11 protein-coding genes, 2 tRNA genes and 1 rRNA gene (1 of these 14 only partly in view) are annotated in these 18475 nt (G+C 55.2%); 8 read left to right on the forward strand and 6 right to left on the reverse strand.

Features of this window, described 5'->3' with window-relative positions; genetic code table 11:
* The 3 genes from CA54_RS04865 to CA54_RS04875 form a co-directional block, all read right to left on the reverse strand.
* Nucleotides 1–190, reverse strand: a 23S ribosomal RNA gene (locus CA54_RS04865) (it extends 2724 nt beyond the left edge of the window).
* A 352-nt stretch (nt 191–542) separates the two neighbouring features.
* Nucleotides 543–615 (reverse strand) — tRNA-Ala (locus CA54_RS04870).
* Between the two features lie 71 nt (nt 616–686).
* Nucleotides 687–760 (reverse strand) — tRNA-Ile (locus tag CA54_RS04875).
* A 449-nt stretch (nt 761–1209) separates the two neighbouring features.
* On the opposite strand from CA54_RS04875, the gene CA54_RS04880 reads away from it, so the two are divergent.
* The 5 genes from CA54_RS04880 to CA54_RS04900 all read left to right on the forward strand — a co-directional run bounded on the left by CA54_RS04880 (nt 1210) and on the right by CA54_RS04900 (nt 7952).
* On the forward strand, nt 1210–3084 hold the full coding sequence (locus tag CA54_RS04880) for a glycerophosphodiester phosphodiesterase (protein ID WP_146369718.1): 1875 nt from the start codon (nt 1210–1212) through the stop codon (nt 3082–3084).
* Nucleotides 3085–3374: 290 nt separating this feature from the next.
* Nucleotides 3375–5087 carry a chloride channel protein gene (locus CA54_RS04885; protein WP_146369719.1) on the forward strand — a complete coding sequence of 571 codons (1713 nt, stop codon included), beginning with the start codon at nt 3375–3377 and terminating at the stop codon, nt 5085–5087.
* Between the two features lie 186 nt (nt 5088–5273).
* Nucleotides 5274–6236: a C45 family autoproteolytic acyltransferase/hydolase gene (locus CA54_RS04890; protein ID WP_146369720.1), complete on the forward strand. Its 963-nt coding sequence runs from the start codon at nt 5274–5276 to the stop codon at nt 6234–6236.
* Nucleotides 6237–6490: 254 nt separating this feature from the next.
* Entirely contained in the window at nt 6491–7141 is a 651-nt protein-coding gene (locus CA54_RS04895; RefSeq protein ID WP_146369721.1) for an FMN-binding negative transcriptional regulator, read from the forward strand.
* A gap of 364 nt (nt 7142–7505) precedes the next feature.
* Entirely contained in the window at nt 7506–7952 is a 447-nt protein-coding gene (locus CA54_RS04900; RefSeq protein ID WP_146369722.1) for a hypothetical protein, read from the forward strand.
* Nucleotides 7953–7965: 13 nt separating this feature from the next.
* Here the strand turns inward: CA54_RS04900 and cax are convergent, their stop codons facing one another.
* Nucleotides 7966–9162, reverse strand: coding sequence for a calcium/proton exchanger (gene cax / locus CA54_RS04905; RefSeq protein WP_146369723.1), 1197 nt, complete (start codon nt 9160–9162; stop codon nt 7966–7968).
* Between the two features lie 259 nt (nt 9163–9421).
* Between cax and CA54_RS04910 the strand changes: the two genes are divergently transcribed.
* Nucleotides 9422–12421, forward strand: coding sequence for an Ig domain-containing protein (locus CA54_RS04910; RefSeq protein ID WP_146369724.1), 3000 nt, complete (start codon nt 9422–9424; stop codon nt 12419–12421).
* Nucleotides 12422–12499: 78 nt separating this feature from the next.
* Here the strand turns inward: CA54_RS04910 and CA54_RS04915 are convergent, their stop codons facing one another.
* Complete coding sequence (locus CA54_RS04915) at nt 12500–14293, reverse strand: hypothetical protein (protein WP_146369725.1); 1794 nt, start codon at nt 14291–14293, stop codon at nt 12500–12502.
* A gap of 557 nt (nt 14294–14850) precedes the next feature.
* Between CA54_RS04915 and CA54_RS04920 the strand changes: the two genes are divergently transcribed.
* Both CA54_RS04920 and CA54_RS04925 read left to right on the forward strand, forming a co-directional pair.
* On the forward strand, nt 14851–16551 hold the full coding sequence (locus CA54_RS04920; protein ID WP_146372275.1) for a hybrid sensor histidine kinase/response regulator: 1701 nt from the start codon (nt 14851–14853) through the stop codon (nt 16549–16551).
* A 152-nt stretch (nt 16552–16703) separates the two neighbouring features.
* Nucleotides 16704–17366 (forward strand): hypothetical protein, encoded by a 663-nt coding sequence (locus CA54_RS04925; protein WP_146369726.1) that lies wholly within the window; start codon nt 16704–16706, stop codon nt 17364–17366.
* Here CA54_RS04925 and CA54_RS04930 read toward each other — a convergent pair.
* A complete protein-coding gene (locus tag CA54_RS04930; protein WP_146369727.1) occupies nt 17357–18430 on the reverse strand; it encodes a bifunctional transcriptional activator/DNA repair enzyme AdaA in 1074 nt (357 codons plus the stop codon). The genes CA54_RS04925 and CA54_RS04930 overlap by 10 nt on opposite strands.
* Between the last annotated feature and the right edge of the window lie 45 nt (nt 18431–18475).

Below are 18475 nucleotides of genomic sequence, written 5' to 3' on the forward strand. Positions count from 1 at the left end.
TTCCTACGGTTACTTAGATGTTTCAGTTCACCGCGTTAGCCCTGCACACCTATGGATTCAGTGTACAGTAATTCAGGAATCCCGGGATCAAAGCTCGTTTGACAGCTCCCCCGGGCATTTCGCAGCCTTCCACGCCCTTCATCGCCTTCTAGCGCCTAGACATCCACCACATGCCCTTAGTAGCTTGACCACAATGATTCCTGCCTCCCAACTACACACTGCAGCCAGCAGACATTCCAACACTGCGTTCGCCAAATATCCTAAGAACAAAACTAACACGAAATAAGAACAATGATGCCCATCACGTTGACAGACACATTGCCTCGGAATCGCATTTTATAAAGATGCCAATCTTGTCATTAAACCAAATTGTCAAAGATCAATCCGTTTCGCCTGAGGCGACATGGCGGCACCGGTTCCGGTGTCGCCATGCTGCGTCAGTCGAGTGAGACTTTACCAACCCAGTCGGTTGGTTGCAAGTCACCGAAGCTCGCTTTTTTGAAAATCTTGTGAAGTCCAAAACAGTCAGCGAAAACTTCAAATGGAGAAGACCGGGCTCGAACCGGCAACCTCCGCCGTGCAAGGGCGGCGCTCTCCCAATTGAGCTACTTCCCCGCGCCTTGTCAACAGGGCACCTGACCAGCAAAAAGCCAGCACCTCTCCAGTGAGGACATCGCAGGTGAGAGTGGGCGTACGTGGATTCGAACCACGGACCTCAGCTTTATCAGAGCTGCGCTCTAACCAACTGAGCTATACGCCCTGGACATCAGCCGTCCAGCACGTTGCTGGACCGAAAATACCAGTAAACCAGCGGCCTCAGCGCGAACGCTGAAAGCAATGACTTACTGGTGGGGGAGCCAATATATCGCCCCCCCATAATTTGTCAACTGGCCTCACCAGCTTCAAACCAAAAAACTTAAAATTGGGCTCTTCCATCTGCTCAACAAGCAGCATAACCCGATTTCTCCACCACCTCTCGCCCAGCAGGAGCAACGCTAAGACACAGAACTCCTCGCCTAGGTTCACTCAGCTCTCCCTAAAAAATCGCGAGAGGGCAGCTCCCTAGGCTCATCAAAAACCACCTCCCCGGACGTGCTGCCCAAAAACCAACCAGTTTCCATTCGTTTTTTGCCTCACATCCCTCCATAATACACGACAGTCCCTGAAAACCTCCGCTCCCACTACGACCACATCACTAGGAAACTCGTTTTGAAGAACCCGACATCCCCGCAACTTCGCAACTTGATTCGCTTGTTTCGTCAGAATTGGTCCTGCTTGGCCGTCACCGACGTCGCCTTCAAGGTGCTGGCCTTTGTTGCGCTAGTGCCAATTGTAGCTGCGCTGTTTCGCGGATTTGTCGCCATCTCCGGACGGAAAGTTCTCGCAGACCAAGACATCTTGGCCTTCGTCTTAAGCCCGACCGGTGGAATTGCGATTGTTGTCGTCGGTGCAATCTGGATCGCGATTCTAGCACTGGAGCAATCCGCCTTAGCGGCAGTCGTGTTTTTCCGCACCGATTCCCAACGGCTAACGACCCGCCAAGCACTGTTATTTGCCGCCGGTCATGCGTGGCCGGTATTGCAACTCACCGGTCGCATGGTCATTTGGACCATTTTGGCTGCCGTCCCGTTTTTGGTCGTCGCCGGGATCGTCTACTGGAGCTTGCTCACGAAATACGACATCAACTTCTACCTCACCAAGAAACCGCCGCAATTCTTAGCGGCCCTCGCTTTGGGGGCCGTGATTGGCGCGGCTTTCTTGGCTGTGTTTCTGCGAATTCTGTCGGGCTGGATCTACACCCTGCCCTTGCTACTCTTCGAGCATGTTTCTCCCTCCGAAGCCCTCTCCCTGAGCGGCAAATTGGCCGCCGGGCGCCGTAAGACGATCGTGGCTTGGATCATCGGCTGGGGGGCCGCCAACTTCGGGATTTCACTGGTCGCAGCGGCTATCGTTGGAGGAATCGGCACTCTGCTGATCATTGGAGCGGGGAGCGTCTTGGCACTAGTGCTGATCGCCACCGGCGGGATCTTGTTGCTGGGTGCGGTCGTCAACTTCGCTTCGACACTTTTAAGCACCACCACGTTTGCCGTCATGCTCGTCGGGCTCTATCAAACGCTGGATCGCAAAGACCACAAAACCGCAAAGGTCACCTACAAGGAAGAGTCGAGCGCGGGGCGCTTTCTACTGAAACTGACACGGCGACGGATCGTGTTTGGCTCACTGTTGGCACTGCTCGTTGCCGGCGGTATCGGGGCAGGATTGCTGCAAAGCGTTCAATTCGAGGAGGATACTTTAATCACTGCTCACCGTGGCGCCTCTGCCGCCGCTCCGGAAAACACACTGGCTTCGATCCAAGGCGCCATCGACGAAGGAGCCGATTACGCCGAGATTGACGTACAGGAAACCCGCGACGGCGTGGTCGTCGTGGTGCATGACAGCGACCTCAAAAAGCTGGGCGGACCGGGAACGAAAATCTGGGACGCCACGGCTGAGGAACTCCGCAAAGTGGATATCGGAAGTTGGTTTGCCCCACAGTTTAGCGAACAGCGCGTCCCGACCCTGGCCGAGGTCTTGTCGCTGGCGAAAGGCAATATTCGCGTAAATATCGAGTTGAAATTCTACGGCCACAACGACCGCCTGGAAGAACGCGTCGCCAAGATTGTTGAGGAACATGGTATGCAGGACGACATTATTGTCATGTCGCTGGAACAATCGATGGTGGCCAAGATGAAGTCGCTCCGCCCGCAATGGACCGTGGGACTGCTGACAGCTGTTGCCAAAGGAGACCTGACGCGGCTGGACGCGGATTTCTTTGCCGTCAATCTAAATATGGCTGACCGGAGCTTCATCCAAACCGCTCACGATCGTGATAAGCAGGTTTTTGCCTGGACGGTGAATGATCCACTCATGATGTCGACCATGATCGGCCGCGGCGTCGACAATCTAATCACCGACAAACCCGCCTTAGCACGGTCAGTTCTAGAGCAGCGCGAGGAAATGAGTTCGGTGGAACGCCTGTTGGTCGACCTGGGAGGAAACTGGTCGGAGGCAGTGGATCCGGACGAAGAACCGGTCACGCAGTAACCCGACAGCATGTCCCCCACATCGATGCTTGCGAGATTCGCTCCGCAACGTCCCATTCAGTCATATCTACTCAGTCGCCCCAATCACGGGTGCCACTGGCGGGCAAATTTACGGTGCGCGGCTTGCCTGATTCCGTTTGAATGAAAACCGTCGCACCATTGGGGATGATGCGGTATAGTGCGTTCGCGGCACGCCGTTGTCGCTACTCTGTTTTCACCGACGAAGGAGTTGCGGGGAACCATTTGCGTCGCCGCAATTTGCGACGCGGCTTTGCCAAAGGGATTGCCTGAATGACCAATCTTGCTGATTCGACGACACCCAAGCCCTTATCAATCTGGATTATGGCGCTGCTCGCTGTGGCGGTCGGATTAATTGGCGGTTTTGGAGCGGTCATTTTCCGGGGCATGATCGCTATCGTCCACAATCTGCTGTTTTTGGGCACGTTCTCCTACCAATACGACGCCAATATCCATACCCCCACCCCTGCTCCCTGGGGTGCCTGGATCATCCTGGTGCCTGTGATCGGTGCTGTCGGCGTTGCCTTTCTCGTAAAAACGTTCGCTCCCGAAGCCAAGGGGCACGGCGTTCCCGAAGTGATGGATGCTGTCTATTACGGTAAAGGGGCGATTCGCCCTGTCGTGGCGGCTGTCAAATCGTGTGCTTCGGCGCTTTCCATTGGCAGTGGCGGTTCAGTCGGCCGCGAAGGTCCGATTATTCAGATTGGCGCCGCTTTTGGATCCTCCCTCGGCCAACTCATTCCCATGCCGACACACCAACGCGTGACCTTGATCGCTGCCGGTGGTGGAGCGGGGATTGCAGCCACCTTTAATACCCCCATCGGTGGCGGGCTGTTTGCGATGGAATTGATGATGACCTCGGTCCGCGCAAAATCGGTGCTACCGGTCTTCATCGCCACAGCGGTGGCAACCTGGATTGGCCGCGAATTCTTGGGCATGAACCCGGCATTCGATGTCCCCACCATTCAACATCCCTCGGGACATCCGTTGTTTTGGGCCATGTTTCCGCTCTTGGTTGTCTTCGGCATCGTGATCGGCCTGGCTTCGGCCCTGTTTGTGCGATCGATCTACTGGACCGAAGACCTATTCGACAAAATGCCCGGCAATTACTACACGCGGCACATGCTGGGCATGCTCACTGTGGGCGTGATCATGTGGCTGCTGATGAATCAAGCCGGCCACTACTATATACAAGGTGTTGGCTACGCCACGGTGCAGGATGTCCTACAGAACACTCTCGAAGCGCCCGGATTTCTACTGCTGTTGGTCGCGCTCAAATTGGTGGCGACGAATTTGACGTTAGGGTCCGGAGCCTCGGGAGGCGTCTTCTCCCCCAGCCTGTTCATCGGTGCCTGCCTGGGAGGCTGCCTCGGCACGATCGTGCGTTGGATCGACCCTGGATTTCCCGTCGAACCTTCGATCTTCGCCGTCGCCGGCATGGCCGGCATGATCGGTGGGACCACAGGCGCTGTCGCCACAGGCAGCATTATGATGTTCGAAATGACCCGCGATCTCGATGCGGTCGTGCCGATTCTGCTCACAGTGGGTATTGCCTGGACAGTCCGCAAGCGGATTTCGTCACCGAGTATTTACACCTTAAAGCTGCTCCGCCGCGGGCATAACGTCCCCGAAGGCCTGATGTCCGATATGCCCGCCGCATTGACGGCAAAACAAGCGATGTCCACCGAGTTTTCCACAACGACAGCCAACAACGACACCGTACCCACGGAAGCAGCCCCCGCCGGAACGTTTGTGATCCAGTGCGAAGGCAACACGGTTCGCGGTGTTCAACCGGGGGAAAGCTGCGTCTTCGTGGAGGAATCAAGTTCGTTGACGAACGTACTCGCCGATTTAGACGACACAGGCGCCGACGTGGCCCTGGTCTTCCGCGACGGCAGCGAACACACAGCCGACGCCGTGGTCGGCGTGATCACGCACGACCTCATCGCCCGCACCCTGGGCAGCTCGGCGACGCTTTATCGTTGAGCTATGAAAATTGCCTGTGGAGTACCACGGAAGCCCGGCAAATAACGAATCCGTGAACTATTTAGCCGTGAGCCTGTCAGAAGAGCAATGTCTCAGCGCCCTTTTCCGATCGCTAGAAAAACGGCCACGCGCTGAATACTCCAAGCAGAATGCTGCCCCTCCGATACTCACCAACAGGGCAATACTATGTTTTCTGAAATCACAGTACAGATCGCAGATCTCCCCCGAAAACGGTGGCGGCTATCCAGGCAGCAAAATCAATGGGCTAAGGAATTGATCCGCCTTTCAGTCGATGAGGTGGGGGGCATCGCGGAGTACCGAGACAGCATTTTAACACATGCACTAAAGCGAATTAATCCAGAGTTCACTGCAGAGATCGAAGGTTTGGCAACGCAATTGGACGTAGATTTTGCCGAAACCCTAGCTGCCAATTTGTACTACGATTTCGTCAAACGATTGCTTGGCTGTACGGCATTTGCGGTCAACACCGAGAACGGCCCAATCCATGCACGCAATATGGATTGGTTTTCGCATAGCAATTGTTTGTCAGAGTTTACGACAATCGTCAATTTCATGAACAACGACGATACAACTCGATTTCGCTCAGTTAGTTGGCCGGGAAGCGTCGGCGTCCTGTCAGGAATAGCCCCTGGGCGATTCGCCGTGACGCTCAATGCGGTTTTGTCCGATGAGCCGATGCAAGAGGCAACCTCGGTTGCGTTCCTGATTCGCAAAGTTTGTCAAGAATCCGAGACATTTCAAGATGCGGTTGACGCTTTGTCTACGCAGGTGATCTCGTCTGATTGCATACTTCTGGTCACAGGAACTCGCAAAGGTGAAATGGTTGTGATCGAGCGAACTCCAACCCGCCATGCGATCAGGACTACCGAAGAAGACTTTATTGTCGCCACTAACGACTATCGTGCACTCGACTGCGAGGGTGTTGAACAAGACGGAGAGATTTACAAAACGACCTGCGGACGGTTTGATGCTGCGACAATGCGATTGCACTCGAAATTGCCAATAAACAGCGAACAATGTTTTGCAGTTCTGAACGACGAGCACGTGAAAATGCAAATCACCGTACAACAGATGGTAATGAGTGCCGCAACAGGCATGCTAAATGTAAAAACGGGCCATCACAATTGATAGGCGGTGTCGAATAGCGAGTTTTGAGCTTCGCGGTATTCCGACTTCTGTGCACTCCCCAACTTCAAAGGCTACGGAATCACGATCGTTCCTCATCACATCCAATACGCACTCTAGCCAGCGATGGCTCACAAAAACAACAACTCCCATCCAATCGCCAACAAACGGTTAACCTAAAGGCCAAGCCCTGCGAACCGCATCCGCGACCGATTTGTCTCCTTAAGAGTCTTCCTTGGCACGAAAAGGCTCGATCGATGTATGTTCCGCCGGCATTTGCAGAGATGGATACAACTGTTCTGCATGATTTTATGGTGCAAAACAGCTTTGCGACACTTGTATCCGTGGCCAAACCATCGGCGGTTGCCTCACACCTTCCGTTGCTTTTAGATCGCAGCACAGGACCATACGGACGTTTGATTGGGCATATGGCTCGGGCGAACCCGCACTGGGAGCAAGCGGATGGCCAAGAGGTTTTGGCGATTTTCACCGGCCCGCACGCCTATATCTCTCCCTCTTGGTATCACGTCAAAAACGCCGTCCCCACCTGGAATTACATAGCGGTTCATGCCTACGGTACATTCCGGCTCAACGACAATCGCGACCGAACATTGGAAATCGTTCGCGATTCCGTGGAGTCCTATGAGGCAAAGTCAAAAACGCCTTGGTCACTGGGAGACGCTGATGCGGAGTTCATCGACCGTCTGCTCGATGCGATTGTGGGCTTCGATTTTGATATTCAGCGTATCGAAGGAGCATGGAAACTCAGCCAAAACCATGCCCCAGAGCGACGCCAAGGTGTCATTCACGGTTTGAAGGATGCGGGCGAAGAACAGCAACGACAAATCGCTGAGCTGATGTCGTCAGAGCCTACCAATGGCGATCCGAGCGCGGGAATTGCATTTTGAAACACCTCTGAAAACCACCCAGCTTCACACATCCAACACGTTGACGTTGACTACAAACAAGGAGCCCCGTCCGATCGCGTAGGACGGTGCGGAAGCTGTGGGTATGTGGATTTTTATGGACGTATGTTTCCAAAATGTTGTTGCATTTCAACACACTTAGCTGTGAGGCCATTTCCAACAGGAGTAAATCCAAAAACGCAAGCCGTTACCCAAAAGCGACTTACAGACAAACTGCCATCCAGTGCCGCATTTTGGCCCACCATTTGCTTCTAGTTTGGCAGCAGGGGCACGACGCCGACGCCATTTGGACAACTTGTCGGCGTCATTCAATTAGTCAACTTGGGTATTTTCAGGGTGGGCAAGAATGGTTTCCAACAAGTCTCTCGATACGTTTCCCCGTGACGGCTACATCGTGATGGATATGGGCGATATGGAGATCTGGGACGGCGCCGACTTGGCGTTGATACGGGAAATGTTCACTCGGCTGGTCGACGGTGCCAAACATCAAAATGTCGGCATTGATATGAGTTCGGTCAAATACATTCCCAGCGGATTTTTTGGACTTCTTTACGACTGGTACGAACGGGGCATCGGCATCCGCCTGTATGATGCTCAGGCGCATGTCCGTGACATGATGTGGTTTCGGCAGTTTTTCGTCGACGATGGACGGGGCTGCTACGAACTGACTGCCGTGACTTGTCGCGAAAACGATGTTGAGCAAGAGGACGAATGCGATTCGCTGCAAGAAGTGGATATGCTCGACCTGTCGGACAGCAACGACCAACTGGAAGTGGCCGGACTGCATTCCTAACCAAGTCGATGCTTTAAACGCGACGGAGCCAGTCACCGCCGCAATCTGGTAAAATCCAAGACAGCACGCCCGCCGGTTGCTCGATGACCGCGCGGGCGTTTTCGTGCGGCTCGGGTTCGGGTAGATTGAAAAACGCGATTGCCAAAATCAAATAGACGGCCAACAGCAACAACCCCTCCAGCCAGTTGGACTCACCGTCAAAGGCGACCAGCCCCACTACCATCACCGAGACGACAATCGCCATGACTTCCAGCATGCTGAATACTAGATTCATGCGGGGAAAACCGGGAAGATAACCGGCAAAGACCAGCACAGGCGCGACGAACAAGGCAATCTGTAGCGCCGAACCCACGGCGATATGATAACTGAGTTCCATGCGATTCTTCAGCGCGACCAATACAGCTGTGGAATGTTCAGCCGCGTTGCCGACGATGGCGACGACGATCAGGCCGACAAAGGTTTCGGTCAATCCCATCGCCAGCCGGGCCTCCTCGATGCTGCCGACAAGGAATTCGCTCATCAGCGCCACAAATACGGTCGCGCCCACCAGCACAGACAGCGCTGTTTTGCTGGACCAATTTGGCTCGACAGCGGCAAATCCGTCCGCATCGACAGGACCTTCGTCATGGTCCCCCGCATAGAGGTGCTTGTGCGTGATCAGGCTAAAAATCAGCATCAACACATAGACGACAAACAGCACGACGGCGATTTCGAGACTCAAGGTTTGCTCGTTGGCCTTGGTATGGAACAACTCCAAATGGACGTGAAACATCGCCGGCACGACCAGACCGATCGCCGCCAGCGCCAACAGCGTGGCCGACATGCCGGCAGCGGTGAAATTGAATTTCTGACGCGAAAACTTTAGTCCCCCGGCCAGAAAACTGGCCCCCAAGACCAGCAACACGTTTCCCAGGATACTTCCCGTAATCGAGGACTTCACGACCTCAATCATGCCTCGGTGCAAGGCGAACAGGGCGATGATCAATTCCGCTGCGTTACCGAAGGTCGCATTCAGCAACCCTCCCCAACCGGCTCCCAACTTGTCAGCCAGGATCTCGGTACTTTTGCCCATCAACCCGGCGAGCGGAACGATGGCAATGCCCGACACGATGAAAACCCACATCCCTGGAGCACCGGCGAATTTCAAACCGATCGCCACGGGCACGAAAACCAACAATGCATTCAAGACGCCGATTTTGCGAAAATCCATGTCACCGAATCCTCCACGATGCGTGTCCTAGGTCGAAGCACGATACCCCGCGGTTTGGAAAAGAGCAATTCTCGTGGGTGGAGTAGGCTTGAGGGGACAGGCTTGAGAGTTGGTGGGGTGATGCTGTCCGGTGCCCTTCCCTTCTCCTCAGACTTCCTATGCATATCTCGGTTGTTTGAGCGGATCAGTTTGGCATAATGCAGAAGTAATGTTTTCAGGGCAACGGTGATGCACATCTGAGGAAAGGCTCGCCACCGGTATGATCACTTTCGATTGCGAGGGGTGTCGTCAGACGCTGAATGCTCCAGAGCGTTTGGCAGGGCGGCGGATGAAATGCCCCGGTTGCGAGCACCCGGTTGAAGTCCCGGCACTGGACGATGTCGTGGAAGATGCAGCGGACGGCATTGAGTTGACACCGATGCCGGAAAAGGTTGTGGACAAATCCTCGCTCGAATTTGATGCCGCTCCATCAAGCTATACCGCGCGGCGGACGAATAAATCGTCGCAAGGCACGATCGTGGTCTTGGTGTTGCTTCTGGGGCTCTCCGCGATCGGCGGATTCGCGTTTTACAAAATGCGAGCCGATGGTGCTCAATTGACGCTGCCGCTTGTGAACAGCGAAATCGTGCAGGAATTGCAACCGATCTCGTTCACCATCGCCGCCGGCTTACCGGCGGGTTGGAACGGCCGCGTGCGCTATGAACTCGTCACCGCTCCCCCCGGAGCAACACTTGATCCCGACGCCGGCACATTCGCTTGGACGCCGTCCGAGGCACAGGGGCCGGGGGAATATGACTTCACGATACGGGCCTCGTCCGAAGATGCATCGGCGAAACCGGCTGAAGTCTCGTTTTCCTTCGAGGTGCTGGAGCTGAATGAGTCACCCAAGATCGCGCCGCTGGAGATCCTCACAGTGGATTCGGAACGGCCACTCGAATTTCGTATTGAAGCCCATGACCCGGATATTCCTGCAGCAAAGCTTGAACTGCGGATTGCCGACGGGGCGCCGCCCGAGGTAAAGTTTGATGCAGCGACCGGCGAGTTTCGCTGGACCCCCAAGTCTAAAGATGAGGGCCGCGAGTTCACCGTCATTTTTGAAGCGTCCGAAGGCGAAGGAGGGCTGAAAACCACGGAAGTCGCACACATTCACGTTCGCGCGCCGCTCAGTCCCACCGAACGAATTTTCGAACAGTGGCGAGCCGCCGGCGGCGAGGTGCAATTCCAGGAGTACGGTTCACCGCTCCCGATCCAAGGATCGGCCCAAGTGGTGACCCTCAATGACGAACCGGTCACAGTTTTTGAATTTGGCGAAGATGTCTCCCGCATGGCGGCAGCGGTCCTGATCAAGAAGGCCATCCAACCGGCCGGCGAGGGGGCGACGGAACCGAACCTGCGTTTTTTCCAACGTGAGCGACTGGTCATCGTCTATGCAGGAGACGACGCCGAGGTACTGAAGCAGTTGACGACGCAATTGCAAACTCCGTTTGCCACGGGAATTTTCCCCGCCAAAGAACCGGAACCGCAGCCCGACACCAAGCCGTCCACCGATGACACACAGCCGGTCCGTAATACAGCGCAAAGCGAGTTGGATGATCGTGTGTATCAGCTGTTCGAGGACAAACGCCTGTTGGTGTCCAAACGGTACCCCGAATTGCGCGAAGCCTATGCGGATAATTTTGAAAAGTCTCAAGCAGCAACGATCCAAGCGGCCTTTGGCGATCAACATGTCGAGATGACTGCTTGGCTCGACGAACAGACGAATATCAAACAACTGCTGTATACGGCCATCAACCCGGATACGGACAATGTCGAGCAGGCGTTGCGGTTGTTCGCAGAATTGAAGCAGCAATTCCCCAAACAGATCGTGCCCTATGCCAATTTGGCGATCGCGATTGCCGTCACGTGGGACGGCGAAAACAGCCGGGGAATTTATGATTATGGACGTCACCAACGGCGCGTGCATGCCGAGATGCCTGATGACCTGGTGGGGGCTGTGGAAAATTTCCGGTATTTTGTTGACGCTAAAAAAATCATGCAGGGCCGCGCGCAATATTTGCCGTGGGAGTTTTTGACGCACCTAGTCAATCACCGCACCCCGCTAGCGGAACGTCAATGGGCGATGTCAAACTACCTCGCCCAACGCATCGGCATGGGTAAATGCTATAGCGACGTGCCGTACGATGACGAAATGCTGAAGACCGACGACCGCATCTGCAAGATGGACGGCAAAGAGTATACATTGGCCAACTTGAAAGAATGGGGCGGCGTGTGCGCGCAACAGGCGGATTTTGCAGCCCGGGTCGGTAAGAGTCTGGGTGTGCCGGCCGCCTATGTGCGGGGTGAGGGCAACTCGGGTGGATTCCATGCCTGGGTGATGTGGATTGAATTGAAACGGGTCACACCGGAGTCAATCGACTTTGAATTACTCTCGCATGGTCGATACCGAATGGATCAATACTATGTCGGCGAACTCTATGATCCTCAATCGAATCAGAAAATAACCGATCGTGAATTGGAGTTACGACTGCATGTCATCGGCAGCAACCCGCAGGCCCACAGGCAGGCGGCCTTGGTGATGCGGGCCTATCCGATGATTCGTGAACGTGCTGAAATGGATACCACACAGCAATTGGTCTTTTTGCGCAAGGTCGCCGATTTGTGTCCGGGGCTTCCCGAAACCTGGGACGCGCTCGCCGCGATGTCCCGTGAGGGTTTGATCACCAAGAAACATTCGCGACAGATGGATCGGTCGTTGGAATTGTTCTTTACAACCTATGCCGGCTACCCCGATTTCACCTGGACGATTTTTGACGACCTGATCGCGCATCACCCGCAATCCAAAGACCGCCTCGCTTCATACAACCGTTTGGTCGGCATGTACGAAGCCGCAGGACGTCCCGATTTGGCGTGCGAGGCGCGGCTAAAAATGAGTGACGACCTCGTGAAAGCAGATGAACCACAAGCAGCGATCGAAGGTTTGGCATTTACGATCAGCAAATTCGCCGACGAAGGCCGCTACGTACCGCGGATGCTCGACCGCTTAGAAGAAATCTGCGCGACCGTACCGGGAACCGATCCGCGATTGGTCGAATTCTACCAACAGTTTTTGCCCACGATTCCCACGCATCGCGGCAACTCGCCGAGCGACTATTGCGTCGCCATGTTGCGCCGCGGCATTGCATTTTTCGAAGCGCACCAACAGCCCGAATTGGCCAAACAATTTCAAAGTCGCCTCGCGAAACTCGAAACCAGTCAGTGAGTCGCGGCGGGACGAAACGGTCAAGGCTTGAAGCGGCGGGCTTAAGGGACAGCAGTCATCCCTACGAAAATCAGGCACTCACTGCTCGTTGTCGGGGAGTTCGATTTCCAAGGCGATGTGAGAGACTTCGCAGTCGTCGAAATCGGTCGCGTCGCGCGTGGAGGGGCGTTGCCGGATTTCGATTACGTTTTTGCCTACTTGTAGGGCTTCGACGGGAATCGGAACCCGGAGTCGGTCCGGTTTGTCGACATCGGTCCTGAAATCAATTCGCTCGTTCAGCGAGACTTGCGGATGGCCATTGATGCTGAGGTACGTACCGAGGTGGCCTGCGCGGAGTTCATCCAAAAATGGACGGCCGGGAGGAGTCTGCGGACCGGCTGGTTCCAATTGGGCAACGTTGAGGCTGACAAAAACCGGCGAGGCAGGCAGTTCGTCTAATGCAAATGTGACGGACAGAGGATCCGAGCTGGGGTGTGGGCGGCGAAATTGCGGCCGAAGTTCATCTCCCAAATGCCGTATGCCGGGAAACAACAGTTGGTACTTGCCGACAAACATCGGCTCAATCTTTTGAATTCGTTTCCACGGCCACGTTTGACGGCCCAAGAGGGGATGCGTCCAAGTCACGCCGTCGGCTGTGGCCGATTCCAGCGCGACTGTTAAGAACTCCGAAGGCGCGTGGGGTATTGCGGAAGCCTCGCGAATTTGAATCCGGACCGCCGCGCCCGACACGGCGGGGAATGTCGGTTCTGATTCGCGGCGGAGCAGTCCCCGCAGTTCGCTCCACGGAATGTCGACTGCACCGAATTTCCCCTGTATCCGCACCTGCGTCGCATCGACCTGCACAATGGTGCCGAAGATTTCATCTCCTGTGGCCATGATCAATACATCTTGCGTCTTCGCACGCAGTTCCGTCAGTTGGCTGGCAACGAAACGTGTGATCCGCAGATCATCAATCCGCAATTGAGCGTTCGCTGCTGCTTTCTTGTGGGGAAGAATCCGCATCGATTTCAAGACCCCCTTCATTGCCGGTCCGGAGGCAAGCACGGCGCTGTCGATGAGCACCATGGTATCGAGCGAATCGAATTGCACGCGCAGATCATGCCATCCGGCCGTGCGACGCAGTTGTTGATGGCTGAAACGGGGGCCGAGCGGCGCTTTCAGAGCGTATGTCTCTTGTGAGGGTCCAATTTCTGCGCGGAGCACCCGTTCGCCAAGTTGAGTCTCGAAGCGGAACTCGACAATCCAGTTCGAACCGGCATCCCGGGAGGAATAGTCATGGAAACTCAATTCGATCTGCCCGGCGGACAATGGTGTGGGCAATTTATAAAGGAGCGGAGCCGCTGCGCTGGATATCAGCAGGCTAAATTTTCCCGACCGGCTGAGCTGTGGATCGCGCTGAGGATTTTCGGTCGGCGGCCATTGCAGCGGTTCCTTTTCAAAGTCCTCGTAAAGGAGATTCACCGTTCCTTGCGGCTGGAAGATCGCGGCGACCGTTTCGGTGGGAATGGTGCAAACTTGGTCATCACCAGCCAACCGTATGCCAACCGAGGCGGCGGACCATTGGACGATCTCACCACTGAAGGATTCGCCACTCACCAGAGTAATCCGCCGCAAGGCGCCCCGAGCGGTGACAGTGGAAATCGGCCGCTGATTTGAGATGGATTGGATATGGCTTAGAGGAACGGGCGGGGCGTCGGTCGCAGAGGAAAAAAACAGAGTGTCGGGCGTTTTGCCCCGCAACTCACCGCGGATAACGGCCCCATTTTTAAGTCGCGCGGATTGCTCAGCAGCGAGGACGTCTTGCCCGGCAAACGCTGCCCCCAGCAGGAGAATGAACGCGACTATTTGAGACCTACGGGACGGGGCGGGCAAATCCGCGCAACTCCACTGGAACTGAGTGGATAACCTCAACCGGTACTGTCGATGTAATACGAAGGGATTTCGAATCATTGTTAAGAGTGGCAGTCCGCTGGCGAATACCGCCGGAAACGGGAATCGGGATCTCAAAACCAAATGGTTATCCTAAAGTGACCTATCTCCAGTGGATTGCATCAACAAGGTTGTCCGAAAGTCTGTGAATATTCCGTCCCCCAATGGGTTGGGAAGGCACCTCGTTAGTTTATTGTTAAGCTCAATTGCGAACCGTTAGTTTCGAGGAGCGACCGGCGGGCGTCAAGCAGATTTGTCAATCTGCGAGTCCCGGCACTCGTTTCTGTTCAGTTGTCTGTTGTGGGCCTCGATGAGCGTCATTGTCTGTGCAGTGTCGCGTCTATCTCAAAAACTGCAGGAAAACAAGGGGCAAAAGCTTGCCGCGGTGCGTTCTCTTCGCACGTCCTCGGCTTGCCGCGCGTCTTGCGGCGCTCTATAATTTCTTAGAATCGCGTGCCGTACCGCTCAGGAGCTGAAATCTAGTGGCCCATTCGCCTCGAATGTTAATCCTTGGGGAGGACAACCAACAAGTTGGTGCACTGGCCGACCAACTCCGTGGTGCGTACGAACCCATTGTCCCTGGTTCCATGGAAGCGGGCCTTGCTGAGCTTCGCAAGGACGATGTCTCTGGCGTCTGTTTAGTTTGCGACGACAAAGACGCGCTGTCAGCGGCAGCGTTGCTGTTACAGCACGGAGGAATTCTACAACAGATTCCTGATGGGCTGGTCTTGCTCGATGCATCGCTCGAAATCGTGTGGTGTAACCCACGTTTTCAACAACTCGCTGAATCCGACGAACCGGAAGTCGTGGGACGCGGGTTTTATGATGTGTTTGGAACCCCCGACATTCTCGGACCGGACTTTTGTCCGTTTCATACGGCGCTCGGTTCGGGGACTGCTTCTAAAAGTACATTGCGTATTGGCGAGCGCTCTTACTATCAAGTTCAGGCGACACCGGTCCTCACGCCGGGACAAGCCGCGCCGAACATGGTGGTGGTACTCGTTCGTGATATTTCGGCTGAGACGTTGCAACAACAAAAACTCAATGCCATCTATCAGGCCGGGTTGGAGTTGGGTGATTTAGCGCCGCAAGAAATTTTGGAGATGTCGGTCGACGATCGCATCGAATTGCTCAAATCAAAAATCGTCAACTACACACAGGATCTCCTGGAATTTGAAACGGTTGAGATCCGTTTGGTGGATCAAGCGACAAAGCGGCTGGAACCGCTGCTTGTTTCCGGGATGGAAGAGTTAGCGGCCGATCGAGAATTGCATGCCAAGCCTCAAGGCAATGGTGTGACCGGTTTCGTGGCGGCTACAGGCAAAAGCTATCTCTGCGAAGACACGGCCAACGACCCGCTGTATTTGCCCGGCGCGCCGAACGCACGCAGTTCGCTGACCGTCCCTTTAATTCTCCATGATCAAATCCTGGGAACCTTCAACGTCGAAAGTCCCCGCCCCGGCGCATTCACTGAAAACGACCTGCAGTTCTTGGAGTTGTTCAGCCGCGAAGTGGCCGTCGCCTTGAATACCCTGGAGTTGTTGGTGGCGGAGAAAATGACGACCGCCAGCGAAAGTATCAACGCCATTTTGCGAGAAGTCGCCCGACCGGTCGATGAAGTCATCAACGACGCCGCCCGCGTATTGGACCGCTACATCGGACACGAACCGAAGGTGACCGAACGGCTGCAGCGGATTTTGAAACACACCCGCGACATCAAGCAGTTGATTCAAAAAGTGGGGGATGCGATTACGCCCAAAGGCTCGAATCCTTCGATGCCCCCGCGACCGCAACGGCCGAAATTGCGGGGCAAACGGATTTTGGTCGCCGACGACGACGACAGCGTCCGCGAAGCCGCTCACGAATTGTTGGGCCGTTTCGGCTGCGAAGTGGAGACTGCGCACAACGGCGACGAAGCCTTGTTGATGACCCGCAGTTTCCAATACGACGCGGTGCTGGCCGATATTCGCCTGCCCGACATGACCGGTTATGAATGTTTTTGTCAACTGCGTAATATCCAATCGGACCTGCCGGTGATTTTGATGACGGGTTTCGGCTACGATCCCGATCACTCAATCGTCAAAGCACGGCAAGCGGGCCTCAAAGCGGTGCTCTACAAACCATTCCGCATCGACCAACTGCTCGACGAAGTCGAAGCCGCCTGCTGCAACTCGGTCGAAAATACGATCCACGCCGATTAGCATCTCAGCTTCGGCCAGACTGGGCTGCCGCCGCTCTCGCGCAACAATCGGCACGAAAACGTGGATTTCCCGTCGGGGAGATGGTAGCCTGTGACGAAGCAGGAATGTTCTTGTTGAGTCAACTGCCCTCTCCGATGCGAAAGGTTTTCTGATTGTCTGCGGATTTCCTACCGACATCCGGTGATGTGGACTCCCATTCCCGCGGTCCCAAGAAAAAGTCTTGGGCAATTCTGGCGCTCGGTTTGTCGCTATTCGGCGTACTGGCGATCATCGGTGGCATCTGGGCGCTCTACAATTACGCGGCGCAACCGATGCCTGTCACGGCCCAAGATCGTGAAGCAGTCATCGACATTCACCACTTGGCCGAATGGCTCGAGGACTATGTGCCGGACGAACAAGGCGAAGTGATCTCGAAGACAAAATTCCTGGACGGCTCTTACGACCTCGAATATGAATACGACCGTCCCGATGATGATTCGGAACCGTATTTGTATTGTTCGGTGACTGTTGATCGAAACAAAGCGGAGGCCCATGCTTCTTTCCTGGCAACCTTGCAAGCAACGCAACTGGGGATAAAACTATTCGCTGAAGGCGAAACAAACATGGTCCAACGCTCGGATGTGTTTAGCTGGGGCGAAGAGTCGCAGTTTGCCATTGTCGAATTCGAGGGCGAGCCGATCGGCAACATGTTTATCGCACGTGAACAAAACTACACATTTTATTTCGTCGTGTACGGCGTGTACTTCGACGATTCCGATTCGGTTCACGACCTTCTCAGCGAAAAGCTGCGCCGAATGACACACTATCAGCCCTGAGAGTCGCCTCGCAGTATGGCTCGCTCGTGCCACAGCATCCACTCCTTGCGACGCAGTCCGCCGCCATATCCGCCCAGTTGCCCGTCACTGCGCACCACGCGATGGCAGGGAATGATGATCGCCAAACGGTTGTCGCCATTCGCACGACCGACGGCGCGGTGCGCGCGGGGATTTTGCGCCGCCACGGCAAGGCGTTCATAGCTGGACGTCTCACCATAGGGAATCGTCAACAGCAACTCCCAGATCTGTTGTTGAAACGACGTGCCTAGCGGACGAATTGGTACGTCAAAATCTTGGCGGCTGCCGGCGAAGTATTCGGTGACTTCATAAGCGGTCTGTTCAATCAACCGATTGTCTCCCGGCAGAAAACGGCACTTCAATCGTGCGGACAAACGTTTGATCTGTGTTTCCAACATCCGCCGGTCGGCGAATTCCAGCAAGTGCAGATGATCGTTATCGGCGGCGGCGATCATGGGGCCGAGCGGGGTGGGAATTCGGTTGACGGTCAGGACCGCGCCGCTGTTGTCGATTTGTCCCGGTGTAGTTCCGAACCATTTTTGAAAGGCATCGCGAAATCCACTCAGCGAATCGTACCCCGCATCGAAAGCGACGGTCGTCGGATCATCCCCCACCGACAATTGCGCCAACGCTCCTGCCAAACGCCGGCAGCGCAAATAGCTGAGGAATGTCAGACCATGATTGGCTTTGAACCAACGATTGACGCGGGCCCGGTCGACTCCCAGCGCGCGAATCTCCTGATTGGTCCACCGCCGCAGCGGATCGACGTCGACACGTTCCATCAACTCGTCCAACCAGGCGGGCGTCCGCCCCGCCACATCCAGCGGCCGGCAACGTTTGCAGGCGCGATAGCCGGCGGCAATCGCATCGGTGGTGTTTGCGAAAAACGACACATTTTTCCGCAACGGTTTCTTCGCCGTGCAGGTCGGACGGCAGAAGATCCCGGTGGTCTTAACAGCCACAAAAAACAGGCCGTCATACTCCGAATCGGACCGCAACAGGGCTTGATACATTTCATCATCAGTGGGAAGTGGGATTGTGCTCATGTCCCGATGATACGCGCCGCAACACAGGCCGCTACCGAAAAACGG

The sequence above is a fragment of the Symmachiella macrocystis genome (assembly GCF_007860075.1).
Lineage (GTDB): Bacteria > Planctomycetota > Planctomycetia > Planctomycetales > Planctomycetaceae > Symmachiella > Symmachiella macrocystis.

Excerpts from the sequence above, each read along its gene's own strand:
- CA54_RS04885 (WP_146369719.1), top strand. The coding sequence starts at position 3,375 with ATGACCAATCTTGCTGATTCGACGACACCCAAGCCCTTATCAATCTGG.
- CA54_RS04890 (WP_146369720.1), top strand. The coding sequence starts at position 5,274 with ATGTTTTCTGAAATCACAGTACAGATCGCAGATCTCCCCCGAAAACGG.
- CA54_RS04895 (WP_146369721.1), top strand. The coding sequence starts at position 6,491 with ATGTATGTTCCGCCGGCATTTGCAGAGATGGATACAACTGTTCTGCAT.
- CA54_RS04900 (WP_146369722.1), top strand. The coding sequence starts at position 7,506 with ATGGTTTCCAACAAGTCTCTCGATACGTTTCCCCGTGACGGCTACATC.
- cax (WP_146369723.1), bottom strand. The coding sequence starts at position 9,162 with ATGGATTTTCGCAAAATCGGCGTCTTGAATGCATTGTTGGTTTTCGTG.
- CA54_RS04910 (WP_146369724.1), top strand. The coding sequence starts at position 9,422 with ATGATCACTTTCGATTGCGAGGGGTGTCGTCAGACGCTGAATGCTCCA.
- CA54_RS04920 (WP_146372275.1), top strand. The coding sequence starts at position 14,851 with ATGTTAATCCTTGGGGAGGACAACCAACAAGTTGGTGCACTGGCCGAC.
- CA54_RS04930 (WP_146369727.1), bottom strand. The coding sequence starts at position 18,430 with ATGAGCACAATCCCACTTCCCACTGATGATGAAATGTATCAAGCCCTG.